Source organism: Desulfuromonas versatilis (assembly GCF_019704135.1).
GTDB classification, from domain to species: Bacteria; Desulfobacterota; Desulfuromonadia; order Desulfuromonadales; family NIT-T3; genus Desulfuromonas_A; species Desulfuromonas_A versatilis.
The window spans coordinates 3,948,390-3,975,325 of record NZ_AP024355.1 but is presented as its reverse complement, the minus strand read 5'-3'; the positions used below and the strand labels follow the sequence as shown (position 1 = coordinate 3,975,325).

26 protein-coding genes are annotated in these 26,936 nt (G+C 66.2%); 11 read left to right on the top strand and 15 right to left on the bottom strand.

Annotation, left to right across the window (positions count from 1 at the left end; all coding sequences use genetic code 11):
• Positions 1 to 128: 128 nt before the first annotated feature.
• From DESUT3_RS17885 to DESUT3_RS17875, 3 genes are all read right to left on the bottom strand, one after another.
• A complete protein-coding gene (locus DESUT3_RS17885) occupies positions 129 to 3,263 on the bottom strand; it encodes an efflux RND transporter permease subunit (protein WP_221249841.1) in 3,135 nt (1,044 codons plus the stop codon).
• Positions 3,260 to 4,546: an efflux RND transporter periplasmic adaptor subunit gene (locus DESUT3_RS17880; RefSeq protein WP_221249840.1), complete on the bottom strand. Its 1,287-nt coding sequence runs from the start codon at positions 4,544 to 4,546 to the stop codon at positions 3,260 to 3,262. Before DESUT3_RS17880 ends, DESUT3_RS17885 begins: the two co-directional genes overlap by 4 nt.
• A 96-nt stretch (positions 4,547 to 4,642) precedes the next feature.
• Entirely contained in the window at positions 4,643 to 6,073 is a 1,431-nt protein-coding gene (locus DESUT3_RS17875) for an efflux transporter outer membrane subunit (protein ID WP_221249839.1), read from the bottom strand.
• Between the two features lie 327 nt (positions 6,074 to 6,400).
• Between DESUT3_RS17875 and DESUT3_RS17870 the strand changes: the two genes are divergently transcribed.
• Positions 6,401 to 7,759 carry a penicillin-binding transpeptidase domain-containing protein gene (locus DESUT3_RS17870; protein WP_221249838.1) on the top strand — a complete coding sequence of 453 codons (1,359 nt, stop codon included), beginning with the start codon at positions 6,401 to 6,403 and terminating at the stop codon, positions 7,757 to 7,759.
• A gap of 12 nt (positions 7,760 to 7,771) precedes the next feature.
• Here the strand turns inward: DESUT3_RS17870 and DESUT3_RS17865 are convergent, their stop codons facing one another.
• Together DESUT3_RS17865 and DESUT3_RS17860 are read right to left on the bottom strand one after the other, a co-directional pair.
• Positions 7,772 to 8,425 carry an ABC transporter ATP-binding protein gene (locus DESUT3_RS17865; protein ID WP_221249837.1) on the bottom strand — a complete coding sequence of 218 codons (654 nt, stop codon included), beginning with the start codon at positions 8,423 to 8,425 and terminating at the stop codon, positions 7,772 to 7,774.
• Positions 8,394 to 8,648, bottom strand: a complete 255-nt coding sequence (locus DESUT3_RS17860; protein ID WP_221249836.1) for a hypothetical protein — start codon at positions 8,646 to 8,648, stop codon at positions 8,394 to 8,396. Before DESUT3_RS17860 ends, DESUT3_RS17865 begins: the two co-directional genes overlap by 32 nt.
• Positions 8,649 to 8,864: 216 nt before the next feature.
• Here DESUT3_RS17860 and DESUT3_RS17855 point away from each other — a divergent pair, with 216 nt between their 5' ends.
• Together DESUT3_RS17855 and DESUT3_RS17850 are read left to right on the top strand one after the other, a co-directional pair.
• The gene (locus tag DESUT3_RS17855) at positions 8,865 to 9,671 is read left to right on the top strand and encodes an amino acid kinase family protein (protein WP_221249835.1); all 807 of its coding nucleotides are present in this window, start codon (positions 8,865 to 8,867) and stop codon (positions 9,669 to 9,671) included.
• A gap of 16 nt (positions 9,672 to 9,687) precedes the next feature.
• Positions 9,688 to 9,912, top strand: coding sequence for a hypothetical protein (locus DESUT3_RS17850; protein ID WP_221249834.1), 225 nt, complete (start codon positions 9,688 to 9,690; stop codon positions 9,910 to 9,912).
• Positions 9,913 to 9,999: 87 nt separating this feature from the next.
• Here DESUT3_RS17850 and odhB read toward each other — a convergent pair whose 3' ends face one another.
• Entirely contained in the window at positions 10,000 to 11,166 is a 1,167-nt protein-coding gene (odhB, locus tag DESUT3_RS17845) for a 2-oxoglutarate dehydrogenase complex dihydrolipoyllysine-residue succinyltransferase (RefSeq protein WP_221249833.1), read from the bottom strand.
• A 37-nt stretch (positions 11,167 to 11,203) separates the two neighbouring features.
• Entirely contained in the window at positions 11,204 to 13,903 is a 2,700-nt protein-coding gene (locus DESUT3_RS17840) for a 2-oxoglutarate dehydrogenase E1 component (protein ID WP_221249832.1), read from the bottom strand.
• A 271-nt stretch (positions 13,904 to 14,174) separates the two neighbouring features.
• Here DESUT3_RS17840 and DESUT3_RS17835 point away from each other — a divergent pair, with 271 nt between their 5' ends.
• Positions 14,175 to 14,831, top strand: coding sequence for a protein-L-isoaspartate(D-aspartate) O-methyltransferase (locus tag DESUT3_RS17835; protein ID WP_225911556.1), 657 nt, complete (start codon positions 14,175 to 14,177; stop codon positions 14,829 to 14,831).
• Positions 14,832 to 14,862: 31 nt separating this feature from the next.
• Complete coding sequence (locus tag DESUT3_RS17830; RefSeq protein ID WP_221249830.1) at positions 14,863 to 15,312, top strand: CBS domain-containing protein; 450 nt, start codon at positions 14,863 to 14,865, stop codon at positions 15,310 to 15,312.
• 98 nt (positions 15,313 to 15,410) lie between these two features.
• On the opposite strand, the gene DESUT3_RS17825 is transcribed toward DESUT3_RS17830, so the two are convergent.
• Complete coding sequence (locus DESUT3_RS17825; protein ID WP_221249829.1) at positions 15,411 to 15,734, bottom strand: glutaredoxin family protein; 324 nt, start codon at positions 15,732 to 15,734, stop codon at positions 15,411 to 15,413.
• A 205-nt stretch (positions 15,735 to 15,939) separates the two neighbouring features.
• Between DESUT3_RS17825 and DESUT3_RS17820 the strand changes: the two genes are divergently transcribed.
• The 6 genes from DESUT3_RS17820 to DESUT3_RS17795 all read left to right on the top strand — a co-directional run bounded on the left by DESUT3_RS17820 (position 15,940) and on the right by DESUT3_RS17795 (position 22,269).
• Complete coding sequence (locus tag DESUT3_RS17820) at positions 15,940 to 16,539, top strand: hypothetical protein (RefSeq protein ID WP_221249828.1); 600 nt, start codon at positions 15,940 to 15,942, stop codon at positions 16,537 to 16,539.
• Between the two features lie 15 nt (positions 16,540 to 16,554).
• On the top strand, positions 16,555 to 17,466 hold the full coding sequence (locus DESUT3_RS17815) for an ABC transporter ATP-binding protein (RefSeq protein WP_221249827.1): 912 nt from the start codon (positions 16,555 to 16,557) through the stop codon (positions 17,464 to 17,466).
• A complete protein-coding gene (locus DESUT3_RS17810) occupies positions 17,463 to 18,254 on the top strand; it encodes an ABC transporter permease (RefSeq protein WP_221249826.1) in 792 nt (263 codons plus the stop codon). The genes DESUT3_RS17815 and DESUT3_RS17810 overlap by 4 nt, the downstream gene beginning before the upstream one ends.
• 10 nt (positions 18,255 to 18,264) lie before the next feature.
• Complete coding sequence (locus DESUT3_RS17805; RefSeq protein ID WP_221249825.1) at positions 18,265 to 18,522, top strand: DUF504 domain-containing protein; 258 nt, start codon at positions 18,265 to 18,267, stop codon at positions 18,520 to 18,522.
• A gap of 81 nt (positions 18,523 to 18,603) precedes the next feature.
• Complete coding sequence (locus DESUT3_RS17800) at positions 18,604 to 19,524, top strand: radical SAM protein (protein ID WP_221249824.1); 921 nt, start codon at positions 18,604 to 18,606, stop codon at positions 19,522 to 19,524.
• Positions 19,525 to 19,791: 267 nt separating this feature from the next.
• The gene (locus DESUT3_RS17795) at positions 19,792 to 22,269 is read left to right on the top strand and encodes a putative bifunctional diguanylate cyclase/phosphodiesterase (RefSeq protein ID WP_221249823.1); all 2,478 of its coding nucleotides are present in this window, start codon (positions 19,792 to 19,794) and stop codon (positions 22,267 to 22,269) included.
• A 189-nt stretch (positions 22,270 to 22,458) separates the two neighbouring features.
• Here DESUT3_RS17795 and DESUT3_RS17790 read toward each other — a convergent pair whose 3' ends face one another.
• The 7 genes from DESUT3_RS17790 to elbB form a co-directional block, all read right to left on the bottom strand.
• Entirely contained in the window at positions 22,459 to 22,863 is a 405-nt protein-coding gene (locus DESUT3_RS17790) for a pyridoxamine 5'-phosphate oxidase family protein (protein ID WP_221252595.1), read from the bottom strand.
• 5 nt (positions 22,864 to 22,868) lie between these two features.
• Positions 22,869 to 23,801 carry a thioredoxin-disulfide reductase gene (gene trxB, locus DESUT3_RS17785; protein ID WP_404827056.1) on the bottom strand — a complete coding sequence of 311 codons (933 nt, stop codon included), beginning with the start codon at positions 23,799 to 23,801 and terminating at the stop codon, positions 22,869 to 22,871.
• 4 nt (positions 23,802 to 23,805) lie between these two features.
• Positions 23,806 to 24,687: a lipoyl synthase gene (gene lipA / locus DESUT3_RS17780; RefSeq protein WP_221249821.1), complete on the bottom strand. Its 882-nt coding sequence runs from the start codon at positions 24,685 to 24,687 to the stop codon at positions 23,806 to 23,808.
• On the bottom strand, positions 24,650 to 25,333 hold the full coding sequence (gene lipB / locus DESUT3_RS17775; protein WP_221249820.1) for a lipoyl(octanoyl) transferase LipB: 684 nt from the start codon (positions 25,331 to 25,333) through the stop codon (positions 24,650 to 24,652). Before lipB ends, lipA begins: the two co-directional genes overlap by 38 nt.
• A gap of 49 nt (positions 25,334 to 25,382) precedes the next feature.
• The gene (locus DESUT3_RS17770; RefSeq protein WP_221249819.1) at positions 25,383 to 25,574 is read right to left on the bottom strand and encodes a ferredoxin; all 192 of its coding nucleotides are present in this window, start codon (positions 25,572 to 25,574) and stop codon (positions 25,383 to 25,385) included.
• An 11-nt stretch (positions 25,575 to 25,585) separates the two neighbouring features.
• On the bottom strand, positions 25,586 to 25,744 hold the full coding sequence (gene rd / locus DESUT3_RS17765) for a rubredoxin (RefSeq protein WP_221249818.1): 159 nt from the start codon (positions 25,742 to 25,744) through the stop codon (positions 25,586 to 25,588).
• A 459-nt stretch (positions 25,745 to 26,203) separates the two neighbouring features.
• Complete coding sequence (elbB, locus tag DESUT3_RS17760) at positions 26,204 to 26,866, bottom strand: isoprenoid biosynthesis glyoxalase ElbB (protein ID WP_221249817.1); 663 nt, start codon at positions 26,864 to 26,866, stop codon at positions 26,204 to 26,206.
• Positions 26,867 to 26,936 lie beyond the last annotated feature (70 nt).

The window sequence follows — 26,936 nt, the reverse complement described above, 5'->3', positions numbered from 1 at the left end:
GAGGGACCTCCCTGGTTGCGGGACCGAGCTGTCTTCCCTTCATGTCTCTATGGTAGCGAACCTCCCCTTGAAGTTGGGTAAAGTCTGGGTCAAGCCGGGTAAAGTTTTGTAAAAGCCCAGGCCGCGGATCATTCGGCGGGGGCAACCGCCCCTTCGTCCTGTGAGGCCGGCCCGAGCCGCAGCCAGCCGAGCAGGTCCTCGACCACCAAGTACAGGCAGGGGACCAGCACCAGCACGATGAGAGTGGCGAAGAGGATGCCGAAGCCCAGGGAGATGGCCATGGGGATCATGAAGCGGGCCTGGCGCGAGGTCTCGAAGATCATCGGCGCCAGCCCGCCGAAGGTGGTCAGGGTGGTCAGGATGATCGGCCGGAAGCGCCGTACCCCGGCGGCGCGGATCGCCTCGCCGGGAGTTTCCCCCCCCAGGCGCCGGCGGTTGGCGTAGTCGATGAGCACCAGCGAGTCGTTGACCACCACCCCGGAGAGGGCGACGATCCCCATCATGCTGATCAGGCTGAGGTTGTAGCCCATGATCAGGTGGCCGAGCACCGCCCCGACGATGCCGAAGGGGATGGCGATCATCACGATCAGCGGCTGGCTGTAGCTGCGAAAGGGGATCGCCAGCAGAAAGTAGGTGGCCAGCAGGGCGAGGGCGAAGCCGCCCACCAGGCTGCGCATGCTCTCGGCCAGCTCGGCCTGGCGCCCTTCGTAGCCGTAGGAGAGGCCGGGGAAGTCGCGGGCCAGGCCGGGCAGCACGCTGGCGTTGAGGGCGGCCATGACCTGGCCGGTTTCGCCGATGGGTTCGACGTCGGCGCTCACCGTCAGGGTGCGGCGGGCGTCGCGGCGGGCGATGGTGGTGTAGGCGCGGCCGCGGCTGACCTCGGCGACCTCCAGCAGCGGCACGAAGGTGCCGGCCGGCGTGCTGATCATCAGCTGCTCCACGTCGAACTCGCTGGCGCGCTGGTTCTCGGGCAGGCGCACCCGCACCGTCACCTCGTTGCGGCCGCGCTGCTGCTTGAGGGCCTCGACGCCGGAGAAGGCGTGGCGCACCTGGCGGGCGACCTCGCTGGAGGTCAGCCCGAGGCTCTGCCCTTCGGGCTTGATCCGGAAATCGAGCTGCTGCTTGCCGGGGGTGTAGCCGTCGTCGACGTCCTTGACGTTGGGAAACTCGGCCAGCCGCTCGGCCAGCGCCACGCTGGCCCGGTCGAGCACCTCGATGTCGCGGTGGGAAAGCTCCACAGTCAGCGAGGCGCCCGAGCCCGGCCCGCCGCGGTCCGATTGGAAGCGCAGCGATTCCAGCCCCACCAGCGGCCCGACCCGCTCGCGCCAGAGGTGGGTGACTTCGGCGGTGGTGAGCGGGCGCACCCCGGGCTGGGTGAGATAAGCCGTAACCTCCACCTGGTTTTCGTTCACCTCGGAATAAATCCCCTCCAAAAGCCGCTCGCTCCCGTTCTGTTCCGCCACAGCCTGCATGGCGCCAACCAGCTCCTCCTGCACCGCCGTGACCCGCGCCAGCGGGCTGCCGACGGGCAGCACGGCGGTGACCACCGCGCGGTCCGACTCGACCCGGGGCATGAGGATCATGCCGATGCGTCCGCTCAGCGCGTAGCCGAGCACCACCAGCAGCAGCGCCAGGCCGGTGGCCACGGTCAGGGCGCGCCAGCGCAGACAGCGATCCAGGAAGGGGCCGTAGACCCTGTTGATGAAGCGGCCGAACCTCTCGGCGAAGGCCTGCTGCCAGCCGTGCAGGCGGGCGCCCAGGCGGCTGGAGGGGCGGCTGCCGGTGTGGGCCAGGTGGGAGGGGAGGATGAGCAGCGACTCGAGCCAGGAGATGAGAAACACGGTGATGACCACCAGGGGGATCGCCGCCCAGACCTTGCCCATCATCCCCGGCACGAAGGAGATGGGCAGAAAGGCCACCACGTTGGTCAGGATGCTGAAGGCGATGGGGGTGGCCACGTCGCGGGCGCCGCGGATCGCCGCCTGGGCGAAGCCCATCCCCTGCTGGCGGTACTCGTAGATGTTCTCCCCGGCGATGATGGCGTCGTCGACCACGATCCCCAGGGCGATGATGAAGGCGAACATGGAGATCATGTTGATCGACACCCCCATCAGCGGCAGGAACAGCAGGCCGCCGAGAAAGGAGATGGGGATCCCCATGGTCACCCAGAAGGCGAGCTTGAACTCGAGAAACAACCCGAGCACCAGCAGCACCAGCGCCAGCCCCATGAAGGCGTTTTTCAGCAGCAGCTCGAGGCGCTGCCGGTAGACCTCCGAGCTGTCGCGGCTGATCTGCCAGTCGATCCCCTCGGGCAGGTCGGCGGCGATTTCGGCCATCGCGGCGCGGGCCGCGTCGGAGACGCCGATGGGGGTCTGCTCGCCGACCCGGAAGACGTCCAGGCCGATGCTGCGCCCGCCGTTGAAGGTGGCGAAGCGGTCGGTCTCCTCGAAGCCCTCGCGCACCTCGGCCAGCTCGCCGAGGGTGACCACGCTCCCCTCGGGGGTGGTCAGGATGGGGATGCGGGCGAATTCGCTGGCCCAGTCGCGGCGGTCCTTGATGCGCAGCAGGATGTCGCCGCCGGTGGTCTTGAGCGAGCCGCCGGGAAGCTCTTCGGAGGCGGTGTCGATGCGCGCGGCGACATCGCCCAGGGTCAGCCCGAAGGCGCGCAGCTGCTCCCGGGAAACCTCGACCAGGATCTCGTAGTCGCGCTCGCCGGCCAGATCGACCTGGGTGATGCCGGGGTTCTGCAGCAGCCGGTCGCGCACCTGCTCGGCGGTTTCGCGCAGCGCCCGTTCGCCGACCTCGCCGTACAGCTGGATCAGCAGCACCTCACGGCGCCGGGTGACCAGGGAGACCTGGGGCTCTTCGGCATCGTCGGGGAAGGTGGTGATGCGGTCGACCTGCTGCTGGATATCCTGGTAGACCCTCTGCTGGTCGGCATCCTCCTCGAGCTCGGCGGTGACCGTCCCGGAGCCTTCGGCGGCGCTGGCGTTGATCTCCTTGACCCCCTCGATGCCGCGGATGGCCTCTTCGACGGCCAGCACGATGCCCCGTTCGACCTCCTCGGGGCTGGCCCCGGAGTAGGCCACCTGCACAGTGACCATATCGAGGTCGAACTCGGGGAACACCTCCTGCTTGATGCGGGTGGTCATGAACAGGCCGCCCAGCAGCAGAAAGAGCATCAGCAGGTTGGGGGTGACGCGGTTTTGCACCATCCAGGCCAGCGGCCCGCGCTCCCGGCGCTTGCGAGGTAGGGCGCTCATGGCCTGGCCTCCACGGCGGGGGCCGCTTGGCTCGGCGCCGCGGCGGTGCGCTCCGGCGCGGTGCCCGGCTCGCCGTTCAGCCGCAGGGCCATCCCCGCCACCGGCGCGGGCAGGTCGGAGACCACCAGGCGGTCCTCGGGGGTGAGCCCGGCGCTGACCAGCACCTGCTCGCTGCCCCGGAAGGCGATGGTCACCGGGCGGATCTCCAGGCGCCCTTCGCCGTCCATCACCCAGACGCTGTCGCCATCGCGGATCAGACCCCGCTCGATGGCCGCCGCCGAGGGGAGCTGTTCCCCTTCGATTTCCACCCGCACGTAGGAGTTGAGCAGCATGGCGCGCTGCCCGGCGTTCTCTGTTTTCAGGTTAAGGGGATCCTCCACCCGCACCAGCAGCCGGGCCATGCGCCCCTGCTCCTCGAGGCCGGCGGCCAGGCGGATCACCCGGCCCTGCCGATAGACCCCTTCGCCCCAGGCCGCCCGGTCGTAGACCCGAACCAGGGAGCCCTGCTCGGACTGGCCCCGGGGGACCCGGATCCAGCGCAGCTGGCTGACCGGCACCGAGACCTCCACCCAGTATTCGTCGGTACCCACCAGGGTGGCAAGCGTGCTGGTCGGGGTGACCCGGGCGCCGAGGTTGACCTCGCGGCTCATCACCACGGCGTTGAAGGGGGCCTCGATTTCCGTGCGCTTGAGGTCGATGCCGGCCTGTTCCAATTTGGCCCGGGCCGCCTCGAGGGAGGCCCGCAGGGTCTGCAGCTGCGGCTGGCGCAGCATCAGGGACTTCTCTTCGGGGCTGACCGCCTCGCCAAGCAGTTCGAACTCGCGTTGGGCGACCAGCTGGTTGCCCTGCTCCATCTGCAGCTCCGACTCCACCTTGGCGACCTCGCTGGAGAGCTGGCGCAGCGCCAGGCGGTAGTCGGTGGGGTCGATCCTGAGCAGCCGCTGCCCCTCGCGGAAATGACCGCCGGGGATGAGGTCGGCGCTGATTTCGAGGATTTCGCCGCTGACCTGGGGGCGAAGCTGGACCTCGCGGGCCGCCTTGACCGTCCCCATGGCCTCGATCCGGGTTGCCTGGGGCCCGAACAGCACGGGGCGGACCTCGACCAGGGTGGCGTTGCGCCCCTGGGGGCGGGGTTTGGCCTGGGGCTTGGTTTCCAGCAGCCAGAGGGCGATGGCGACCCCGGCGCCGAGCACCGCCACGGGGAGCAGCAGACGCAGGGCCCGGGCGAGGGGCGAGGCTTGCTGCGAGGTTGGGCCGGTCTGTTTGATTTCGCTATCGGGCATGGCAACTTCCTATTGTGGTGGTATCGGTGAATTTCTCTCTTAAAAATGGGCCGCGTCGGATCCGGCGGATCCGACCGATCAGACTGATCCGTCGGATCAATCGCGGCCGGTGCTTGTCAAGCTTGTGACCCGCTCCCCGCGCGCCAGCTCCCAGCCGCCGCCCAGGGCCCGGTAGAGGTCGATGCGGTTCTGGATCAGTTCGCGCTGGGCGCTCAGCCGGGTGCGCTGCAGTTGTTGATGGGAGAGCAGCGCGTCGAGCACCCGCTGGTAGTCGACGGCCCCCTTGGTGTAGCGGTCGCGCACCCGCTCGATGACCGTGGCCGCCAGCTCCAGCTGCCGGTCGAGGCTGGCGATCAGCTCGCGCTGGCGCCGCTCCTGCAGCAGGGCGTCCTCCACCTCGCCGAAGGCGTCGAGGACCGCCTGGCCGTAGGTGTGCAGATCCTCGGCGGCCAGCGCCCGGGCGCGGTCGATTTCGGCCCGGCGGAAGCCCCCGTCGACCAGGGGGCCGATCAGGTTGCCGGCGAGGCTCGTCAGCCAGTCGTTGAACAGGTCGCTCGCCTTGCCGCCCGAGGTGCTCAGCTGCGCGGTCAGGCTGAGCCGGGGGAAGCGCTCGGCGATGGCCGCGGCCAGGTTGCGGTCGGAGGCCAGCACCCGGTGCCAGGCGCCGCGCAGGTCGGGGCGGCGCTGGACCAGCTCGGCGGGCAGCCCGGTCGCGGGCAGCGACGGCAACTCCAGCAGCCCGCTCTGCCGGGGAGCCACCGGCTCCCCCGGCGCGCTGCCGAGCAGAATCGCCAACTGGTGCTCGAGGAGACCGGCGCGCGCCTCGGCCTGGGCCCGTTCGCCGCGGTTGGACTCGACCAGCTGGCGCTGCTGGAGCACGTCGGCAATGCCGGCCTGGCCGGTGCGAAACTGCAGGGTGACCAGCTCCAGCACCTGTTGGTTGAGGGCCCGCTGGGCCTCGAGCAGCTCCAGCTGGCCGTACTGCTCGACCAGCTGGTACCAGGTGGCGGCGACCTGGGCCGAGAGGGTGAGGGCGGCGGTCTGCAGATCGTCCGCGCTGGCCCGTGCGTCGAGCAGGGCGGCCTCGCGGCTGGAGCGGATCCGGCCCCAGAGGTCGAGCTCGTAGCCGGCCACCAGGCCGAGGCCCAGTTCGTCGCTGCTGCTGGTCTCGCCCCCCTCGCGCAGCCGCAGGTGCGAAACGCTCGCTTCGGCGTCGAGGCTGGGGTAGAGGTCGGCGCCCGCCCGGCGGGCCAGGGCCCGGGCCTGGTCGAGGCGGTCCCAGGCGCTCTGCAGGCTCAGGTTGCCGGCCAGGGCCCGCTCGATGAGCCCGTCCAGGCCAGGGTCGTCGAGGGCCAGCCACCAGCGTTCAGGCAGCGCCTGGTCGCCCGCGGCGGAAAAGGCCGCCGGCGGCTCGACGGGCGGCTGCAGCTGCGGGGTGACCGGGGCGCAGGCGCTCAGCCAGAGCGCCGTGGCCACGCCCAGCAGCCGCCGGCGGCTGGGTTTTGATAGGGTGAAGTCAGGGTGCATGCCAGCGGTTCATCCTTCCTGTATCGCATCGGGCTGCCTTTTAATCAGCTTACCCACGATACTCTAAAGCGGGGGTTAAGAGATATCTGCCGATTGTAAAATTTTGTAAAGGGGAAAAACGTCCGGCTGGCGCCGGTTCGGCGGGCGGAAGGGGGGGCTGTGGATGCGGGGCGGCGAGCGCCGGCAGCAGCGCTGGTTGCCGCAATGGATTGATCTCCCGATGGGAAAATGATAAAAAGGGCTGTTTTGGGAGGCGGCAAGCCACCCGGCGTCCAGAATCACCGGAAAGCGGCCCTGTGCGGCGAACCCGAAAGGGACAGTCGATTCATGCGAAAATCATTCAAGCATTCCTCGCGTCAGTCGCAGGGTGGCAGCTGGCGTGATTACCAGGCCGGGCTGCAGCGGCGATCGAACGGCAGGCGCCTTTTCCGGCGGGTCGCCCTGCGGGGACTGGTGGTCGCCCTGCTGGGGACGGGGCTGTTCTTCGGTCTGCAGGCCTTGCCCCGCGGCGGAGATTCCCCCTCGCCGATCGGCGCGGCCCAGGCTTCGCTCCCCGCACTTCCCGCTGCGGGACTGACCGGCAAGAAAGAACTGCGGCAGCTGCTGGACCAGCAGGCCTTCAACAACCTGACGGAAAAAGCTCTCGACCTGCCGGTCGACGGCCAGGTGCTGCGGGTGGAGACCAGCCTGGACGTCGATCTGCAGAACTACCTGCTCGAGCGGCTCGACCGCAAGCACTCGCGCTATCTCGGCATCGTGGTCATGGAAGCCGACACGGGCCGGATTCTGGCCATGGTCGGTTTCGACAGGGAGAACCCTTCCGGCAACCCCTGTCTGCTCAGCGAGTTTCCGGCGGCCAGCATCTTCAAGATCGTCACCGCCGCCTCGGCTGTGGACCAGTGCGGCTACACCGCCGATTCGCCGATGCAATTCAACGGCTACAAACACACCCTGTACAAGCGGCAGCTGACCCAGGCGGTCAACCGCAATACCAATACCCTCTCCTTCGAGGAGGCCTTTGCCCAATCGGTCAACCCGGTGTTCGGCAAACTCGGCCAGTTGAGCCTGGGTCGGGAGCAACTGGAAAAGTCCGCCAGCGCCTTCGCCTTCAACGAGCCCCTCGATTTCGAACTGCCCCTCGCCCCGAGTCATTTCACCATCAGCGATCAGCCTTACCACTGGGCCGAGCTGGCCAGCGGGTTCAACCGGGAGACCACCATCTCCCCCCTGCACGGGGCCTTGATGGCCTCGGCGGTGCTCAACGACGGACGCATGGTCGAGCCCTCCATCGTCGACCGGGTCGTGGGCGCCGACGGCGAACAGCTCTACCTCTCGCAGCCCCAGTGGGGCCCCCAGGCCATGAGCGCCAAGGCCTCCTCGGTGTTGAGCCGCATGATGGAAGGGACCGTCGAATCGGGAACCGCCCGCAAATTTTTCCGCGGTTACCAGAAGGACCGGGCGCTGGCCGACCTGGAGATCGGCGGCAAGACCGGCAGCATCGACAGCAGCGACCACGAGGCGCGCTACGACTGGTTCGTGGGCTTCGCCAAGGAGCGCCAGGGGCCGCGCCAACTGGTGGTGGCCGCCATGGTGGCCCACGAAAAGTTCATCGGCACCCGCGCCAGCCAATACGCCCGCATGGCCATGACCCGCTATTTTGGCCAGGAATCCCCCGGCCGCAATTGACCCCCGCGCCCCTCAGCATTGCAGGACGCCTCCCTGGATGGGGAGGATGGAGCAACCCATCCGGCGGGGTTGTTCCTGGTCGTGGGTGACCATGACCACGGTCACCCCGCGCCGGCTCAACTCGGGGACCAGCTGTTCCAGCCGCATTATATGCGTTGAGTCGATGTTGGAGGTCGGCTCGTCCAGCAGCAGCACCCGGGGATCGAGGGCCAGGGCCCGGGCGATGGCGACCCGCTGGATCTCGCCCCCGGAGAGCCCGCGCGCCCGACGCTTTTCGAACCCCTCGAGCCCCACTGTCCCGAGGGCGGCGTAGATCCGCTCCCGCTGCCTGCGTCCCATGATGCCGCGCACCTTCAGGCCGAAGGCGAGGTTGTTACCTACCGTCCCCTCAAACAGAAACGGGTTCTGCGGCACCAGGGTCACCTCCTGGCGTTTGTGCTGCAGCCAGCCTGCCGTCCAACTGGCCCGCTCCCCGGCGAAGAACAGCTCCCCCCGGTCCGGCGACGTCAGAAAGGCCAAGATGTTCAGCAGCGTGCTCTTGCCCGCCCCATTGGGCCCGGCCAGCGAGTAGAGCCCTCCGGCGAACAGCTCGAGTTTTTCCACCCGCAGCAGGAAGTTCTCCCCCACCTTCTTTTCAATGTTGTGCAGGGTGTAAAGAGGTTCCATGGGAGCCTCTCTCCATGGTTTCCTTTTCTGCGCCGGATTCCGGCGCAGAGAGCTGGATCAGCTCGGCGTCCAGGGCTTCGGCGATAAACCTCAGTTCACCCAGCCGCAGATGTCTGCCATGAATCTGCAGATTCACCCCGGCCAGGGCCACAAGTTGAAATCTGGGTTGCTCGAGGCCGCCTTCGGCCACGAGGCGTTTTCGGTAAAATATCATTCCCGGCATTGATCTTCTCCCACGCGGGCTTTCAACCTGTTTCCAGTATAGCTCGGGCCATAAGAAAAACCTTGAACCGGCCGCCAGGCACCGAAGTATTTCCTTTCCCATGTTCGCATGTCTCCAATCGCAGGCAGAAAGAGGAAGTTCCTGCCATTGTGGGGTAAAATTGAAAAATAGAGACTGGATTTGGATGGTTTTCTGCAAAATGGGGGCATGCGAACAATGAGCAAGAGACATGAGCTGGATTCGCGGCTGAAAGGGGAGACCCTGGTCCGCAAGGGGTTGATGAACAGGCATGCGCAGATGGCTCAGCTGCGCATCGTGCCGGATCTCAACGTGGTCAAGATCGGCGGCCACGGGGCCATCGACTACGGACGCGAGGTGGTCCTGCCGCTCATCGAGGAGATCGGCGAACTGTCGAAAAACCACAAGATGCTGGTGGTCACCGGAGGCGGCGTGCGGGTGCGGCACATGCTCGACATCGGCATCGACTTGGGCATGCCGACGGGGGTTTTGGCCGAGCTGGCGGGCAAGATCAGCGAGCAGAACGCCGAGATGATGGCGCTGCTGCTCTCGCGCTGGGGCGGCACCCGGGTCAAGACCGGCGAGCTGCTGGAGTTGCCGACCCTGCTGCACCTGGGGCTGCTGCCGGTCATGCACGGCACCCCGCCCTACGGGCTGTACGAGCACCCGCCGGGGGTCGGGCTGATTCCGCCGCACCGCACCGACACGGGGGCCTTTTTGATGGCCGAGGTCCTGGGGGCGAAAAACTGCATCCTGGTGAAAAACGTCGATGGCCTTTTCAGCGCCGATCCGCGCATCGACCCCAAGGCCGAGCTCATCGAGGACGTCACCGTGGAGGAGTTGCTTCGCATGGACCTGGAGGATCTGGCGATGGAGCGCAAGCTGCTTTACCTGCTGCAGGACGCTCATCATGTCAAGGAGGTCAAGATCGTCAATGGCCACGTACGGGGCAACATCGAGAAGGCGATTCTGGGCGAGCGGGTCGGTACCAGGATCCGAACCTGAGGAAAGGGAGCTGACTATGGCAGGCAAACTGTTTTACCGGGAAAGAAGGAAATACGTCGACGGGTCGAAAACGCCGCGCTACCAGCTGGCCGCCGTCGCCGGGGTCGACCTTAAGGTCTATGGCAAGCACCTGCGGATGAGCGAGCTCAGGCACATCGCCGAGACGGTGGGCGCCGAGCTGGTGCTGCTGCCGCGGGGACCCAAGCACCAGGGGGAAGAAGAGGAGGAGATCGAAGTCTGACCCCAATGAAAAAGCCCGGATCGCTCCGGGCTTTTTCGCATAAAACAGTCGGCCCCGTCCAGGCAGCCTGGCTCCCGCCCCCCCAAGTCAAAGCTCCAACAGCATCTCCTCGGGCTCCTCGATCAGCTCCTTGATCCGCTTCAGGAAATTCACCGCTTCCTTGCCGTCGATGATGCGGTGGTCGTAACTAAGGGCCAGGTACATCATCGGCCGGATCTCCACCTTGCCGTCGATTGCCACCGGGCGCTCCTTGATGGCGTGCATCCCCAGGATGCCGCTCTGCGGCGGGTTGAGCATGGGGGTGGAGAGCAGCGAGCCGTAGACGCCGCCGTTGGTGATGGTGAAGGTGCCCCCCTCGAGGTCGGCCAGATCGAGCTTGTTGCTGTTGATCTTGTCGACGAAGCCGAGGATGGCCTTTTCGATCTCGGCGAACTGCATGCGGTCGGCGTCCTTGAGCACCGGCACCACCAGCCCCTTCTCCGAGCCGACGGCGATGGCGATGTTGTAGAAGTTGTGGTAGACGATGTCGTCCCCCTCGATGCGGGCGTTGACCTCGGGGAAGTCCTTGAGGGCTTCGACGCAGGCCTTGACGAAGAACGACATGAAGCCGAGGCTCACCCCGTGGCGCTGCTGGAAGCTCTCCTTGTGTTTCTTGCGCAGAGCCATGACCCTGGAGAGGTCGGCCTCGTTGAAGGTGGTGAGCATGGCGGTCTGCTGGCGCACCGCCACCAGGCGCTCGGCGATGCGCTTGCGCAGCGAGCTCATCGGCTTGCGGGTGACCCGCTCGTCGGTGACCCGGGTCGGCTGGGGGGCCGCGCGGGGCGGCTCGGCCGGGGGGGCGGACTTTTTCGCCTCGGCGGCTGGCTTGGCCTTCTCCTGCTTGGCGGGCGCCGCTGCGGCGGGTTTGGGCTTTTCAGGCTTCGCCGCGGGCTTCTCCTTGGCCTCGGCTTTGGCTTTTTCTTCCTTGGCGGACTTCTTCTCCGCCGCGGGTTCCTGCGCTTCGGCCTTCTCCTCGGCAGCCCCCTCGGCCTCGCGGATGCTGCCGATCACCGTGCCGATCTTGACCGTTTCGCCCTCGGCGACCTGGATGGAGAGTTCGCCGCCGACCTCGGCGTTGAGCTCCAGGGTGATCTTGTCCGTCTCCAGCTCGCAGAGCAGGTCGTCCTTGGCGACGGTTTCCCCCTCCTTTTTGTGCCACTTGGCGATGGTCGCCTCGAAAATCGATTCGCCTACCTCGGGAACCTTGATGTCCATGGAAAACTCCCGTCACATGTCGATTGAAATCTGCAGGTCAGAGCGCCAGCGCTTCGGCCAGCAGCTGCTTCTGTTCTTCGGTATGGATGCGGTGCGAGCCGACCGCCGGCGAGGCGGCCTCGTCGCGGCCGACGTAGAGCGGTTCGCTGCCGAGGATCTCGGCCAGGTGGTGGCGGATGAACCACCAGGCCCCGCTGTTGCTCGGCTCTTCCTGCAGCCAGGCGACCCGGGCCTTGCCGCCGACGAAGGGCTCGAGGGCCTGCTTGAGCAGGTCGCGGCGCAGCGGGTAGAGCTGTTCGACCCGGATCACCGCCACCTCCTTGTGCTCCTCCTGGACCAGCTGCTCGATGAGGTCGAAATAGATCTTCCCCGAGCAGAGCAGCACCGAGCGGACCTTTTTCGGGTTGTTCGGCGCCGGGATGATCTCCCGGAAGCCGCCCTCGGTGAATTCGGCCAGCTGCGAGCGGCACAGCGGGTGGCGCAGCAGGCTCTTGGGGGTAAAGATGATCAGCGGGCGCCGGAAGGGCTGTTTGACCTGGCGCCGCAGCAGGTGGAAGAGCTGGGCGGGGGTCGAGGGGTAGGCGACCTGCAGGTTCTCGTGGGCGCACAGCTGCAGATAGCGCTCGATGCGGGCGCTGCTGTGCTCGGGGCCCTGGCCTTCGAAGCCGTGGGGCAGCTGCATGACCAGGCCGCTGGCCCGGTCCCATTTGGTATGGCTGCTGGCGAGAAACTGGTCGATGATGACCTGGGCGCCGTTGGCGAAATCGCCGAACTGGGCCTCCCAGATGGTCAGGCCGTCGGGCACCTCCAGGGAGTAGCCGTACTCGAAGCCGAGCACCGCGGCCTCGGAGAGCATGCTGTTGTAGATCTGCACCGGCGCCTGGCCCGGGCCGAGAAAGGCCAGCGGCACGTGCAGCTGACCGGTCTTGATGTCGACCAGGGTCGAGTGGCGCTGGTTGAAGGTGCCGCGCCGGCAGTCCTGCCCGGAGAGGCGCACCGGCGTCCCTTCGGCGAGCAGGCTGGCGAAGGCCAGCGACTCGGCGGTCCCCCAGTCGATGCCGCTGTCTTCCAGCACCGACTCGCGGCGCTTTTCGTAGAGCTTGGCCAGCTTGGGGTGGGGGGTGAAGGCTTCCGGGATGGCGGTGATCTTGGCGGCGAGCTCCTTGAGGGTTTCCGCGGCGACGCCGGTGGCGGTCTCGAGCACCTGGTAGTCGCGCTGGATGTGGGTCCACTTGCCCTGGTAGCCGGTGTCCTGGGGCCCGCCGTCACCCTGCAGGGCCTCCTCGAGGCGTTCGCTGAACTCGGCGGCCTGGCGGGCGATGAGGTTCTTGTCCAGCCCCTCGGCGATCAACCGCTCGCTGTAGACCTGGCTGGCCGGCGGCCGCTGGCTGATCTTGTCGTACATCAGTGGCTGGGTGAAGGCCGGCTCGTCCCCTTCGTTGTGCCCGTGGCGGCGGAAGCAGATGATCTCGACCACCGCGTCCCGGCCGAAACGCTGACGGTACTCCAGGGCCAGCCCGGCGACGAAAACCGCCGCCTCCGGGTCTTCGCCGTGGACGTGGAAGATCGGCACGCTGAGCATCTTGGCCACGTCGGTGGCGTAGCGGGTCGAGCGGGCATGGGCCGGGGCGGTGGTGAAGCCGATCTGGTTGTTGAGCACGATGTGCAGCGTACCGCCGGTCTGGTAGCCGTCGAGCTGGGAGAGATTGAGGGTTTCGGGGACGATCCCCTGCCCGGCGAAGGCGGCGTCACCGTGGACCAGCACCGGCAGCACCCGCTGTTTGCCGCCGGGGCCGAAAAAGCTGTGGCGGGCCCGGCACTTGCCCACCACCACCGGGTCCACCGCCTCGAGGTGACTGGGGTTGGAGGCCAGGCTCATGTGGATGTGGCTGCCGTCCGGGTAGCGGTGGTCGCAGGAGAACCCCTTGTGGTACTTCACATCCCCCTCGCCGACGAAGGCCAGCTTCTGGGTGTCGGCGAATTCGGCGAAGATGTTGGCCAGCGGTTTGCCGAAAATGTTGGCCAGCACGTTGATGCGCCCGCGGTGGGCCATCCCCAGCACCAGCTCGCGCACCCCGAGGGCGGCGGCCTGGTGGGCCAGGTGGTCGAGCAGGGGGATGATCACCTCGCCCCCTTCGAGGGAGAAACGCTTCTGGCCGATAAACTTGCGGTGCAGGAACAACTCGAACAGCGAGGCCTCCTGGAGCTTCTTGAGGATCGCCAGCTTCTGCTCGCGGCTCAGGGCGGGGCGGTTGCGCACCGGCTCCATGCGCTCCTTGAGCCACTGGCGCTCGGCGGGGTCGGGGATGTGCATGTACTCCACGCCGATGGAGCGGCAGTAGGTGTCGCGCAGGGTCTCGAGAATCTCGCGCAGGGTGGCGCTCTGCTTGTAGAAGCGGGTGGTGTAGAAGACCGTGTCGAGGTCGGCCTCGCTCAGGCCGAAGGCCTCCAGCGCCAGCTGGGGGTGTTCGCCAGGGCAGGGGCTCAGCGGGTCGGTGCAGGCCTGCAGGTGGCCCATGTCGCGGTAGCGGTAGAGCAGCGACTGCACCGCGGCCTGCTTGATGGCCATCGCCTCGGAGACGGGCGCCTCGGCCAACGGCGCGCGGGGCGTCCACTCCCCCAGTTCGTAGCCTTCGAAAAAGACCCGCCATTCGAAGGGCACCTTGGCGGGAGATTCCTTCCACAGCTGGTATTGGGCTTCGAGGAAGGCGGGGCTGAGATAGTCGACGAAACTCATGGCATGGCCGTCCTGAGGGATTAAATAAATCAAGATACCCGCTGGAAGCAGGCAAGCCTGAGAAGTATAGCAGGGCCGTATGCCCCTTGCAATGAATGGCCGGTGCAAAGTGCCGGAAAGACAAGTGGATTGACCGGTCCGCAGGGGGCGGCGCCGGCCCGGGGCCTGCGGGGTCCTGTCCCTCTGCGGGAATTTCGCGGAAAATAGTTTAAAATAAATTATCTGGACCTAATACCGGGGAGCGGCCATGGTGTCCCCTAAGGTAAGGGAAATGCTGGCGACCATTGAGGCGGAGACCCGCCTCACCAGCCGTCAGACGGGGCGCAGCGCGCTGCGGGAGCGGGTCATGGAGGCCCTGGCCAAGGTGCCCCGCGAGGAGTTCGTGCCTGGGCCGATGCGCCCCTTCGCCTATGCCGACAACGCCCTGCCCATCGGCCTGGGGCAGACGATCTCCCAGCCCTTCATCGTTGCCCTGATGACCGACCTGCTGGAACCCGAGAAAGACCACCGGGTGCTGGAGATCGGCACCGGTTCGGGGTATCAGGCGGCGGTGCTTTCGCAGTTGGTCCGCAAGGTCTACAGCGTCGAGGTGATCCCCGAGCTTGCCGAACAGGCCAGCCGCCGGCTGCAGCGGCTCGGCTACCGCAACGTCGAGGTTCGCCTGGGGGACGGCAACCACGGCTGGCCCGAGCACGCTCCCTTCGAGGGGGTGATGGTGACCGCCGCCGCGCCGCTGGTACCGCCGGCGCTGAAAAAGCAGCTGGCGTCCCGGGGGAGGCTGGTGATCCCCATCGGTCTGCCTTACCTGCACCAGGAGCTGATGGTGCTGGAGAAGGATGAGGCAGGCAATATTTCCACGCGGGAGGTTCTGGGTGTGGCCTTCGTGCCGCTGGTGGGGGGCGTGGACCCTGCAGAGCGCCGCGGTTAGACAAAAAATCGATTTCAGGGAGAGTATGTCAATGAACGTGGGCGAAGCCTGCAACCGCGAGGTGGTGACCGTTGAGCGTGGCGCCTCGATCATCGAGGTGGCCAGGGTCATGCGCAAATATCATGTCGGGGACGTGATCGTCACCGATGACCGGGGTGGACAGAGGATTCCGGTGGGCGTTTTCACTGACCGGGACATCGTGGTGGAACTGATTGCCGAGGAGATCGACCTGGGGGCGGTGAACGCGGGCGAGGTGATGACCTCAGAGCTGGTGACCGTCGCCGAGCAGGAGCCGTTGAGCACCGCGATCAAGCGGATGCGTGACCATGGGGTGCGGCGCATGCCCGTGGTCAACGCGGCCGGGGGGCTGGTGGGGATTCTGGCCGTGGATGATCTGATCGATCTGGCCGCCGAGCAGCTCAGCGACCTGGTCAAGCTGGTTTCGGTGGAGCAGCGCCGCGAGCAGAACCGGCGCCCCTGAACGGCGGGCGCGGTTGCCAACAGCCAGCAAAAAACGCCTCCTCTGTGGAGGCGTTTTTTGCTGGCTGCCTATCGGTCTGGCTCGGGCAGCGGCGGGCCCTATTTGCCCAATGCCTCCAGGTAGAGGCTCTCGGAGAATCCATGGACCAGGTTGCCGTTGATGATCGCCAGCGGCACTCCCGGCCGGCTGTCGAGCAATTGCTTGCGGCGGGCCGCCTGCTTGTCCTTTTCGATGTCGTACTCGACGAAAGAAATCCCCCGGGAACGGAAGAAATTTACCGCTTTTTTGCAGTAGGGACACCAACTGGTGGTGTAGAGTTCGACCTTGGGGGTGGCAGAGCTGGCGTACAGCTCCCCGGCCTGCCCTCCCAGGGCAGGGGCGGCCAAGGTCAACAGGAGCAAAAGCAACAGAAACTGGCGCACGGGCTGGACCCTCCGATGGTAATCGACGAGACAAGATTAAAGATTTCTTTGAAGTATGGCTGCTCGAGGGGCGCCTGTCAACGCGTCTTTTTGCCGAGGGTTCGGGAAAAACGGGATGAAAAAAACTCGCAGGCGGATGCCCGCCGGCCCGTATGGATGTACAATTAGCGATGGTCGACCACCCTTTCCCCGGAGGTTTGTACAGATGAACCCAAGGCTCTCGGCCGGCCTGCTGCTGGCCTGCACCCTGCTCCTGATCCACCCCGCGCCCCTGCCGGCCGCCGAAGCCAGGATCCACTACCAGGCCCTGCGCAAAGTGCTGCTGCAGCAGGTCTTCAAGCAGGGCGGGCGCCATTTTCTGTACGGCGGCTCGGATGCCTCCTGCCGCCACGCCCTGCTCGAGAATCCCGTCATTGCGGCAGCGCCGGGAGGGCGGCTGCGGGTGACCGCCCAGTTCCGCGGGCGCGCCGGGGTCGAGTTGGGGGGCGAATGCGTCGGCGCGACGGATGCTTTTCAGGTGGTGATGAGCGGGGTGCCGGTCTACCGCAGCGGCGAGCTGCTGCTCGACCAGCTGCAGGTGGAAACCCCCAGGCCCATCTACAACGACCTGATTCGCGGCTTCTTCCGCGACACCCTGGCACGGGCTTTTCGCTACCCGCTGCTCAGCGAGGTGCGCCAAGCCGCTGCCGACGCCTCCCGGCAGGGGCCTTATCAGGTCCAGGTGGCCGGGCTGGAGGTCCGCTCCATCCGCCCCCAGGCCGACGCCCTTGAGGTGGTGCTCGATTTCAGCCTGAACGTACAATGAAGGGCGGGCCCTGACATGCCCACGGTGATCGAAGCCGAAAACCTGCGCAAGAGCTTCGGCGAATTCGCCGCGGTGGACGGCATCTCCTTCCAGGTGCGCCGCGGCGAGTGCTTCGGCCTGCTCGGCCCCAACGGGGCCGGCAAGACCAGCACCATTCGCATGCTCTACGGCTACAGCCCCTTGAGCGGCGGTGGTCTGAAGGTCTTCGGCCGGGACCTTGCGGGGCATCTGCGCGAAGCCAAGCAGCGCATCGGCGTCTGCCAGCAGGAGGACAATCTCGATCCCGACCTGCCGGTACTGGAGAACCTGCTGGTGTTCGCCCGCTATTTCGACATCCCCCGCGCCCGGGCCGAGGCCGAGGCCTGGAGCCTGCTCAAATTCTTCGCCCTGGACGGCCGGGCCAAATCCTCCATCCAGGAGCTTTCCGGCGGCATGAAGCGCCGCCTGGTGCTGGCCCGCTCGCTGATCAACCGCCCCGAACTGCTGATCCTCGACGAGCCGACCACCGGGCTCGATCCCCAGTCGCGTCACCAGGTCTGGCAGCGCCTCGAAGAGCTCAAGGAGCGCGGACTGACCATCCTGCTGACCAGCCACTACCTCGAGGAGGCTTCGCGGCTCTGCGACCGGCTGATCATCATGGACCGCGGCAAGATCCTGGTACAGGGCCAGCCCGCCGAACTGGTGCGCCGCTACGTCGGCCGCGAGGTGATCGAGGTGGTCGCCCCCAGCGCCGAGCTGCGCGGCTACCTGCAGGGGCAGCCCGTCGAGTTCGAGGACCTGGGGCGGCGCCTGCTGGTCTACAACCTGCCGGGCGACGAGCTGTTCATCCACCTGACCCGCGATTTCCGCCAGGACGGCTGCACCCTGCGCCTGGCCAACCTGGAGGACGTGTTTCTGCGCCTGACCGGCAGGGAGCTGCGCGAATGAGCGGGGTGGTTGGACCCAAAATATCCCGGCGCTTCGTGCGGGTCTGGCAGCGCAACTTCAGCGTCTACCGGCGCACCTGGAAGATCAGCTTCCTGCCGCCGCTGCTCGAGCCGATGCTCTACCTGCTCGCCTTCGGCGTGGGGCTTTCCGCCCTGGTGGGCGAATTCAGCTTCCGCGGCCAAGCCGTTTCCTACGTGCGCTTTATCGCCCCGGCGCTGCTGGCGGTGGCGATCATGTATAATGCGTTCTTCGAGACCAGCTACGCCTCCTTCGTGCGGATGTATTACCAGAAGACCTTCGACGCCATCCTCGCCACCCCCCTGACCCTCGACGAGATCATCACCGGCGAGATCGCCTGGGCCGCCACCAAGTCGCTGATCGCCACCGCGCTGATGCAGGCGGTCATCAGCCTGTTCGGCCTTATCAGCTACCCCGGCGGCCTGCTGCTGCTCCCCCTGGCGCTGCTGGGCGGGCTCGCCTTCGCAGCCCTGGGCATGCTCTGCACCTCGCTGGTGCCCAACATCGAGACCTTCAACGTGCCGATCTTCCTGCTGATCACCCCCATGTTCCTGTTCAGCGGCACCTTCTTCCCCCTCGACCAGCTCCCCGCCTGGGCGCAGACCCTGGCCCAGCTGCTGCCCCTGACCCACCTGGTCGCCCTGGTGCGCGCCATGACCATGGGCTTTTTCGAACCGGCCCTGCTCTGGCACCTAGGCTACCTGCTGCTGTTCGGCCTGGTCCTGTTTCCCCTGTCGCTGGCGCGCATGCGCCGGCGGCTGATCCGCTAAGGGGTCGGCGATGCAGCCGGTGCAGGAGATCCTCAACCGCATCCGCTGGGACCCCGAGTTCGGCGATGCCAGCTTCGAGATCGGCTACTACGACCGGCTCGAAGACGAGATCCTGCGGGTCCCCTTCGAGCGGCTCGAATTCCCCGAGGGCGAGCACTTCGTCTTCCGCCTGGTCGACCCCTGGGGCGAGGAGCACTCCATCCCCTTCCACCGGGTCTACGAGATCTGGCGCAACGGCGTGTCGATCTGGCACCGGGAGCGGCACTGAGGGGCCACTTTGACAGGGGCGAGCGGCTTGTTATGGTTGTGCTGAAGGGGAGGAGCCGCAGGATTCTCCAAGGAGGTGAGCATGGCCGAGACATTCGCCCCGGCCTATCTGCAGCTGTTCGAGTCGGGTGAGCTGGAGGCCCGCGCCAAGCGGGCCTTGGCCCACATGCAGCGCTGCCAGTTGTGCGCCAACGGCTGTCACGTCAACCGGCTGCTCGCCACCCAGGGGGCGCGCTGCCGCACCGGGGAGCGGGCGGTGGTCTGCAGCAGCGGCCCGCATTTCGGCGAAGAGCGGCCGCTGGTCGGCAGGCGGGGATCGGGGACGATCTTTTTCAGCTGGTGCAGCCTCTCCTGCATTTTCTGCCAGAACTACGACCTCAGCCAGCAGGGCGAGGGGCGGGAATTCAGCAACGCCCAACTGGCCGAACTGATGCTGGGCCTGCAGCAGATGGGCTGCCACAACATCAACCTGGTCACGCCCAGCCACGTGGTGGCGCAGATCCTCGGCGCGCTGGCGATCGCCGCCGGGCGCGGCCTGCGCCTGCCGCTCGTCTACAACAGCGGCGGCTACGACAGCCCCGAGGCTCTCTCCCTGCTTGACGGAGTGGTCGACATCTACATGCCCGACATGAAGTTCGCCGACTCGCAGGTCGCCCGTCGCTATCTCAAGGTGTCCGACTACGCCGAGGTCAACCGGGCCGCGGTCAAGGAGATGCACCGCCAGGTGGGCGACCTGGTGCTGGACGAGACCGGCCTCGCCCGGCGCGGCCTGCTGGTGCGCCACCTGGTGCTGCCGGAGAACCAGGCCGGCAGCGACCAAATCCTCGAGTTTCTCGCCCTGGAGATCTCCCCCCGAACCTACCTCAATCTCATGGACCAGTATCGCCCCTGCTACCGGGCCGACGAATACCCGCCCCTCGACCGGCGGCCGACCCGGGCCGAGTTTCGGGCGACGGTGGCCCGCGCCCGGGAACTGGGCCTGCAGCGGCTTGACCGGGCCTGAGCTTTTTGCGGTTCTCATCCCCTTTCAGGGTATCCAACATCAAGACAAAGCTTTCTCCCCGGCTACCGGCAAGGGCGAGCGGGGCAAGCCCTTTCGCCGGTTCCCCGCCATTTAACCGGTCTTTCCCCCCCCCCACCGGGACAGAAGCGGAGCGGGTGCGGGCCCTGGGCCCCGAAGGGCCAAGGCCCGCCAGGGCGGATTCTCGGCGCGGCCCGGTTTTTGCTGGCTTAAACTAATTCAGAGATTTTCACCTTTTCGGGAGGGGCAATGGAGGACAGGGCAGCGCAGCCGATCACCGTCATTCTCGACCTGATTTCCCAGTTCACCGGCGGTCGCGGCGGGATCGACCACAACATCGTGCAGTTCGGCCTGGCCGGCATCATGTGGGGGTTGTTGCTGACGGTGGCCTGGTCGCGGCGGCGCCAGGCCGAAGGGGCCCGCGAGCGGTTGCTGATCTGGGGCTTCGCCCTGGGGCTGGCCCGGGAACTGATGATGATCTCCATGGCATTTCTCCAGGCCCTGGGCATCATCCATCACGACGACCTGCACGTGGTTTTCCCACCCCTCGAGCATGCGCTCAGCAACATGGCCTTCATGGTCGTGGCGGCGGCCTTCCTGAGCTTTCTGCTGGGCCGCCAGGAGCGTTTTCGTCGCTTCCTGCTGGGGAGTCTCGCCGCCGTTGCCATCTGTTACCTGGCCACTTTCTGGTGGTGGGCCGGGCATATCACCGCCGATCCCAGCTCCAAGTTCGGCCAGACCTGGTGCGACTGGCTGTTTCGCATCAACGCCAGCCTCTGGCTGATCTATCCGCCCCTGGTGCTGATGCGCGAGACCTCGGGCTGGCTGCGCAACCTGGTGGTGACGGCGCTCAGCTTCTTTTTTCTGCACGAATTCCTGAAAATCCCCGACATGGCCCTCGGCGAGGTATACGAGGGGGTCTTTGCGCCGATTCGGCACGGGCTCTATCTGAGCGGGGTGTTCCTGCTCGGCGGGGTTTACCTGCGCGAGATGAACGAGCTCAGAAGGCGGGCGGAGCTGGAATTGCGAACGCAGAAAAACCTCCTGCAGACCATCATCGATGCCATCCCGGCGCCGATATTCTTCAAGGATCGGCAAGGCGTCTACCTGGGCTGCAACGACGCCTTCGCCCGGCACATCGGCTATTCCCGGGAAAAGATTGTCGGCCATACCGCCTTTGACGTGGCCCCGGCGGAAAAGGCGCGGGTCTATCACGAGGCGGACCTGGCCCTGCTGCGCGAGGGAGCGGTGCAGGTCTACGAGACCGCGGTGGAGGCGGCCGACGGTCGCCAGAGCACCGTGCTGTTTCACAAGTCGGTGTTTGCCGATCCGGATGGGCAGCCGGGGGGAATCGTCGGCACCATGATCGACATTTCCGACCGCAAGCGGGCCGAGCTGGACATGCGGCGCATGGCTTTTTCCGACGCCATCACCGGGCTGGCCAACCGGGCCCTGCTGCTCGACCGCCTCGAGCACGATCTGGCCACCGCGCGCCGCGAGAGCCACCAGGTGGGGCTGCTGTTCATGGACATCGACCGCTTCAAGGACATCAACGATACCTACGGCCATGCCGTCGGCGATCAGCTGCTGCAGATGGTCGCCGAGCGCCTCAAGCCGACCATTCGCCAGAGTGACACCCTGGGGCGTTTCGGTGGTGACGAATTCATCCTGGTGCTTTCCTGCATCAAAAGCCAGCGCGAGGCCGTCATGGTGGCCGAGAAGATCCTCGAGCTAATGAAGACCCCTTTCCACCTGCAGGACCGGCAGGTGGTGGTCGGCTTCAGCATCGGCATCGCCATGTTCCCCGAAGACGGCGGCCAGCCCGAAACCCTGCTGAAACATGCGGACATGGCCATGTACGCGGCCAAGCAGGGGGGGCGGAATATGCACCATTTCTTCTCGGAGGAGATGAACCGTCGGGCCCGCAAGCGCCACGAGCTCGAGGTGAGCCTGCGCCAAGCCATGGCCACGGAAGAGTTGTTCCTGGTCTACCAGCCCCAGTACGACCTGGGGTCGGGCCGAATGAGCGGGGTGGAGGCGCTGCTGCGCTGGCGACATCCCGCAAAGGGACTGATCCCGCCCTCGCTGTTTATCCCCCTGGCCGAGGACACCGGCCTGATTCAGACCCTGGGTCGCTGGGTGCTGCGCAGCGCCTGTGCCCAGGCGGCGCTCTGGCAGCAGGCCGGGTATCCCGCCCTGCGCATGTGCGTCAACCTTTCTGGGGTGCAGCTGCGCCAGGGGGATCTGCTGGAGATGGTGGACCAGGCGCTGGAGGAAACCGGCCTGCGACCCAAGGACCTGGAACTGGAGTTGACCGAAAGTGTCCTGATGGAATCGGCCGAGGCCAATATCGGGACCCTGACCGAGCTCAAGAGGCGTGGCATCCACCTGGCCATCGATGATTTCGGTACCGGCTACTCGTCGCTGAGCTACCTCAAGCACTTCCCGGTCGACCGGATCAAGATCGACCGCTCCTTTATCAGTGATCTGCCCGACAATCAGGACGACGCGGCGATTGTCGAGACCATCATCGGCATGGCCAGGAGCCTGAAGCTGAAATTGGTAGCCGAGGGGGTGGAGACCAAGGAGCAGCTGGAATTTCTGCGCCTTCACAACTGCCTGGAGATGCAGGGGTTCTATTTCGCCGCGCCGATGCCGGCCGCAGAGATCGAGAAATTGCTTGCCCGGGGCGCCAGGTGCGCGGTGCGGACTTTGTCAACAGGCTGAAAGCCAGCGGGAGCGCCTGGGGAAAACCGGAAATGGCCGGTAGGTGGCGGCGATCTTCTGAAAAAAATCTTTATTTTCAGTCCCTTGCTGTGGCTGTGACGAGTGGGGAAATGTCGGAGGGAAGGGTTCGCCCCGGATGCGGGTGGGATTGTCCACAGCTTTGTCCACAGCCTGGGCGCGTCTCCGGTTTCAGGCCTCCTTGGAGAGCGGATTGTCCGTGTGGGCGCCGTGGGAGAATTCCATGATCTTATCGATGCGCACTGCGATCCGCGACTGGACCTGGGGCATGCCGGGCTCCTCGAGGCGCGGCACATAGCCGTTGAGCATGGCCACGTCGCTGACCTTTTCCACGATGCCGCGCAACTGGTAGCCGGCCTCGCTTTCGGGGTCCATGACCGCGATGGCCACCTGGGGATTCTGAGCGACGTTGTTGAGGGTCTTTCGGCAGAACCAGGCTTCGAAGACCAGGTGATTGGGGCCGGTGACTTCGAGCCCGCGCCCGGCGCCGAGGTGCGGCTCTCCATCCAGATCGGCCGAGGCGACGAAGGCCAGGTTGACCTTCTCGATAAATATCTTCATCCGCTCCGAGATCATGATCCTCACTCCTCCTGATCGTCGAGTCCTTCGAGATAGCGTTCGGCCAGAATCGCCGCCATGCAGCCCGAACCGGCGGCGGTGATCGCCTGGCGAAAGTGCGCATCCTGCACGTCCCCCGCGGCGAATACTCCGGGGATGTTGGTTTCACAGTTGCCCCGGGTGATCAGGTAGCCCTCCGGGTCCATCTCCAGCTGTCCCTTGAATATTTTGGTGTTCGGGGTGTGCCCGATGGCGATGAAGACGCCGTCGCAGGGGATTTCCTCCTCCTCCCCGGAGGGGTGGTGGAGCACCCGCACCCCGGTCACCCCGCTCTGCTTGTCGCCAAGGATTTCGGTGACCACGGTTTCCCAGCGAAAGGTGATTTTCTTGTTCTCCCGGGCGCGTTTCTCCAAAGGAGGGCTGGCCCGCAGGGTGTCGCGCCGGTGTACCACGGTGACATGGTCGGCGAAGCGGGTCAGAAACGAGGCCTCTTCCATGGCGGTGTCGCCGCCGCCGACCACCACGACCTTTTTCCCCTTGTAGAAAAAGCCGTCGCAGGTGGCGCACACCGAAACCCCCCGGCCGTAGAGCTCCCACTCATTGGGCAGGCCGAGCATCCGCGGCGAGGCGCCGGTGGCGATGATCAGGGTCTGGCACTGGTAGCATTCATCCCCGAGCCAGACCTTGAAAGGGCGCTTTGCCAACTCCACCCGGGTGACCTCCCCTTCGACGAAATCGGTGCCGAAACGCTCGGCCTGTTCCTGCATGCGGTCCATCAACGCCGTCCCGTCAACCCCCTCGGGAAAGCCGGGAAAGTTGTCGATGACGGTGGTGGTGGTCAGCTGGCCGCCGGGCTGCTGGCCGTGGATCAGCAGCGGGCAGCAGCGGCCGCGGGCGGCGTAGATGGCGGCGGTAAGCCCCGCCGGTCCCGAGCCGAGGATGAGGGTTTCGCGGATGGCTTTACAGGCCTGAGGCATGTTGGGACTCCTCGAACTGTTGTTCAGCGTGGTAGGACGAGCGCACCAGGGGGCCCGCCTCCACGTGGGTGAAGCCGAGCCGCAACCCGGCTTCGCGAAGCTCGGCGAACTCTTCGGGCGGCACGTAGCGGGCCACGGGGTGATGGGCGCGGGTCGGCGCCAGGTATTGTCCCAGAGTCAACAGCGAGCAGCCGACCTCCCGCAGCTCCTCCAGCACCTGCATGACCTCATGCCGCTCTTCACCGATGCCCAGCATGATTCCCGACTTGGTGGGGACCGCTGGCGCCAGCTCGCGGGCTGCCGCCAGCAGCCCGAGCGAGCGCCGGAAGTCCGCTCCCTGGCGCACCACCGGATACAGCCTGGGGACGGTTTCGACATTGTGCCCCAGAACGTCGGGCCCAGCTTCCATTATAATTCCAAGCGCCTGGCGACTGCCGGCGAGATCGGGGATCAGCAGCTCCACCCGGCAGCCAGGTGCCTCGGCGCGAATAGCGCGGACCAGGCTGGCGAAATGCCCAGCGCCGCCATCGGGGAGGTCATCGCGGGTCACCGAGGTGATCACGGCATGCTTCAGGCCCAGTTCCGCCACCGCGCGGGCGATTTTGGCGGGCTCCTCGGGGTCGATGGCCAAGGGCGCGCCGCAGGCCACGTTGCAGAAGCTGCAGCCGCGGGTGCAGATATCGCCCAAGATCATGAAAGTGGCCGTGCCGCGACTCCAGCATTCGCCCTGGTTGGGGCAGGCGGCGCTGCGGCAGACCGAATGCAGGCCCTGGTCGCGGTGGTAGCGGTCGATCCGGGCGTAGCTCGGGCCGGCGGGAAAACGGACCTTAAGCCAGTCCGGTTTGCGGGGTGATGGGTTCTTCATAATCTCCTGCATTACGGATTGCAAAGCTGCGGGCAAAACTGGCGATGACCTGCCGCTGAACCTCGGCCATGGCGATGGGCCTGCCCAGCAGCCGCTCCATGGAGGTCATCCGGACGCCCGGCAGGCCGCAGGGGACGATGGCCTCGAAGCCGGCGAGATCGGCGGCGACGTTGAGGGCAAAGCCGTGAAAGGTCACCCAACGGCGCACGCCGACGCCGATGGAGGCGATCTTCTCGCCACCGACCCAGACGCCGGTCTTGCCCGCGATCCGCTCCCCGCTCAGGCCGAAGCCCGCCAGGGTGTCGATGAGGACCTCTTCGAGGGTGCGCAGGTAGCGATGCAGGTCGCGCCCCCGGCGTTCGAGGTCGATGATCGGGTAGCCGACCAGTTGTCCGGGGCCGTGATAGGTCACGTCGCCGCCGCGGGCGACGGCTTCGCAGACGATGCCGCGCCGCTCGAGTTCGGCGGGGGAGAGCAGCAGATGCTCCGGCCGCGAGCTTCGGCCCAGGGTGATCACCGGCGGGTGTTCGAGCAGCACCAGCACGTCGCCGAAGCCGGGGCGATTGCGCTCGAGAAGCCTCTCCTGCAGTCGAAGCGCCTCCCGATAGGGGAGGCGCCCGGGTCTCAGGGTTCTGAAACTGCCCATGGTTGGCTCGAACCTGTCCGGCTGGCCCGCGGGCCAGCCGGACAGGTGGTCAGTCCTGCCAGTGGATGCAGGCCACCGGGCAGGCGTCCATGGCCTCCTGGATCCTGTCTTCGGGGGCCCCGGCGGGGTCGTAGACTTCGGCGACGCCGTCGTCGTCGAGGCGAAACACTTCCGGCACCGAGTCGACGCAGAGGTTGCAGCTGATGCAGACGTCCTTGTCCACGTAGGGGGTCCTGGCCATGGTCAGTCTCCTTAGACTTTTTCGAAGTTGCTCTTGTCCGCTCCGCACAGGGGGCAGACCCAGTCGTCGGGCAGGTCGGCGAAGGCGGTGCCGGGCGCGACGCCGTTGCCCGGGTCGCCCTCGGCGGGGTCGTAGATATAGTCGCAGATGACGCAGCGGTACTTGTCCATGAAATCCTCCGTTCAATGCATCTGAAGTTGGGCCGCCGCAGCGGCCGGGTTGGGTGGTGTAGCCGAATATCCTGACCATTTTAGACGAAATTTTTCATCTGGCAAGAACCCAGGCCTCCTGGCCGATTGTCCGCCGGGTGTTGACCAGGGGCGATTAAGAGGATATTGGGATTAGAATTTGTAAAAAAACGGAGGAGGTGCTGCTCCTGGCCGCTGGGCTGCCGTGGCGTCGCCGGAGACTTTTCCGGGGGAGGAAACACTGCCATGAAGGTGGGGAGGAATGTGCAAGGAGCGGGCCGAGGCGACCAGCCTCAGCGCCATGGCGATTTTTCGGATAGCGACCGGGGCTTCAGGTACTGGGACGAGGCATTCTGGCAGTAGATGTCAAAAAAACAGCCGGGCCGCCCTCGGGCAGTCCGGCTGCTGTTATATCGGGTGGAGGAGCCGGCCAGGCCGCGCTCAGATCATCTCCAACAGGGCCCTGACGGTTTTTTCGATCCCCTCGGCGGCCTCGCTGATGCGCCCGGCGAGCATGTAGGCAGGGGTGGAGATGAGCTTGTTCTCCCGGTCGACAACGAATTCGTGGACCGGGCAGGCCACATGCTGGGTCCCCATGGCGCCGAGGGCCTGGGCGGTCCCCTCGTCGGTGCCGATGGTCAGCTTGTGGGCCAGTTGGTCATTGCCGAGCACCCGGGAAACCAGAGCCGGGGCGATGCAGACCGCGGCGAGAGGCTTTTTCGCCTTGACCACCTCGCGGACCAGGCGGGCCACCTCGGGATGGACGCTGCAGTCGGCCCCCTTGACGGCGAAATCGCAGAGGTTCTTGGCGGCCCCGAAGCCGCCGGGGAAGATCAGGGCGTCGATGTCCGCCGCCTTGACCTCCTTGAGGTTTTTGATCTGGCCCCGGGCGATGCGGGCCGATTCCACCAGTACGTTGCGTTTTTCCCCCTCGGCCACCTCGCCGCTCAGGTGATTGACGACGTGCATCTGTTCGCTGTCCGGGGCCATGCAGACCGCTTCCGCGCCGGCCCGGTCGAGGGCCAGCAGGGTGATGACCGCCTCGTGAATTTCCGCGCCGTCGTAGACGCCGCAGCCGGAAAGTACCACGCCAACTTTCGCCATGAGCAACCTCCGTGATGAGAATGAAAGATAAGAATCAGGCGCATTCGCCCGGACCCGGTCTGCAGGGGCG

What these genes read in the sequence shown, in the direction of transcription:
- elbB (WP_221249817.1), bottom strand. Translation starts at nt 26,866, where the DNA reads ATGGCGAAAGTTGGCGTGGTACTTTCCGGCTGCGGCGTCTACGACGGC.
- DESUT3_RS17840 (WP_221249832.1), bottom strand. Translation starts at nt 13,903, where the DNA reads ATGAGTTTCGTCGACTATCTCAGCCCCGCCTTCCTCGAAGCCCAATAC.
- DESUT3_RS17885 (WP_221249841.1), bottom strand. Translation starts at nt 3,263, where the DNA reads ATGAGCGCCCTACCTCGCAAGCGCCGGGAGCGCGGGCCGCTGGCCTGG.
- rd (WP_221249818.1), bottom strand. Translation starts at nt 25,744, where the DNA reads ATGGACAAGTACCGCTGCGTCATCTGCGACTATATCTACGACCCCGCC.
- DESUT3_RS17770 (WP_221249819.1), bottom strand. Translation starts at nt 25,574, where the DNA reads ATGGCCAGGACCCCCTACGTGGACAAGGACGTCTGCATCAGCTGCAAC.
- DESUT3_RS17855 (WP_221249835.1), top strand. Translation starts at nt 8,865, where the DNA reads ATGAGCAAGAGACATGAGCTGGATTCGCGGCTGAAAGGGGAGACCCTG.
- DESUT3_RS17865 (WP_221249837.1), bottom strand. Translation starts at nt 8,425, where the DNA reads ATGGAACCTCTTTACACCCTGCACAACATTGAAAAGAAGGTGGGGGAG.
- DESUT3_RS17815 (WP_221249827.1), top strand. Translation starts at nt 16,555, where the DNA reads ATGCCCACGGTGATCGAAGCCGAAAACCTGCGCAAGAGCTTCGGCGAA.
- DESUT3_RS17800 (WP_221249824.1), top strand. Translation starts at nt 18,604, where the DNA reads ATGGCCGAGACATTCGCCCCGGCCTATCTGCAGCTGTTCGAGTCGGGT.
- DESUT3_RS17790 (WP_221252595.1), bottom strand. Translation starts at nt 22,863, where the DNA reads ATGATCTCGGAGCGGATGAAGATATTTATCGAGAAGGTCAACCTGGCC.
- DESUT3_RS17875 (WP_221249839.1), bottom strand. Translation starts at nt 6,073, where the DNA reads ATGCACCCTGACTTCACCCTATCAAAACCCAGCCGCCGGCGGCTGCTG.
- lipA (WP_221249821.1), bottom strand. Translation starts at nt 24,687, where the DNA reads ATGAAGAACCCATCACCCCGCAAACCGGACTGGCTTAAGGTCCGTTTT.
- DESUT3_RS17820 (WP_221249828.1), top strand. Translation starts at nt 15,940, where the DNA reads ATGAACCCAAGGCTCTCGGCCGGCCTGCTGCTGGCCTGCACCCTGCTC.
- DESUT3_RS17795 (WP_221249823.1), top strand. Translation starts at nt 19,792, where the DNA reads ATGGAGGACAGGGCAGCGCAGCCGATCACCGTCATTCTCGACCTGATT.
- DESUT3_RS17860 (WP_221249836.1), bottom strand. Translation starts at nt 8,648, where the DNA reads ATGCCGGGAATGATATTTTACCGAAAACGCCTCGTGGCCGAAGGCGGC.
- DESUT3_RS17870 (WP_221249838.1), top strand. Translation starts at nt 6,401, where the DNA reads ATGCGAAAATCATTCAAGCATTCCTCGCGTCAGTCGCAGGGTGGCAGC.
- DESUT3_RS17810 (WP_221249826.1), top strand. Translation starts at nt 17,463, where the DNA reads ATGAGCGGGGTGGTTGGACCCAAAATATCCCGGCGCTTCGTGCGGGTC.
- lipB (WP_221249820.1), bottom strand. Translation starts at nt 25,333, where the DNA reads ATGGGCAGTTTCAGAACCCTGAGACCCGGGCGCCTCCCCTATCGGGAG.
- odhB (WP_221249833.1), bottom strand. Translation starts at nt 11,166, where the DNA reads ATGGACATCAAGGTTCCCGAGGTAGGCGAATCGATTTTCGAGGCGACC.
- DESUT3_RS17805 (WP_221249825.1), top strand. Translation starts at nt 18,265, where the DNA reads ATGCAGCCGGTGCAGGAGATCCTCAACCGCATCCGCTGGGACCCCGAG.
- DESUT3_RS17835 (WP_225911556.1), top strand. Translation starts at nt 14,175, where the DNA reads ATGCTGGCGACCATTGAGGCGGAGACCCGCCTCACCAGCCGTCAGACG.
- DESUT3_RS17880 (WP_221249840.1), bottom strand. Translation starts at nt 4,546, where the DNA reads ATGCCCGATAGCGAAATCAAACAGACCGGCCCAACCTCGCAGCAAGCC.
- DESUT3_RS17850 (WP_221249834.1), top strand. Translation starts at nt 9,688, where the DNA reads ATGGCAGGCAAACTGTTTTACCGGGAAAGAAGGAAATACGTCGACGGG.
- DESUT3_RS17830 (WP_221249830.1), top strand. Translation starts at nt 14,863, where the DNA reads ATGAACGTGGGCGAAGCCTGCAACCGCGAGGTGGTGACCGTTGAGCGT.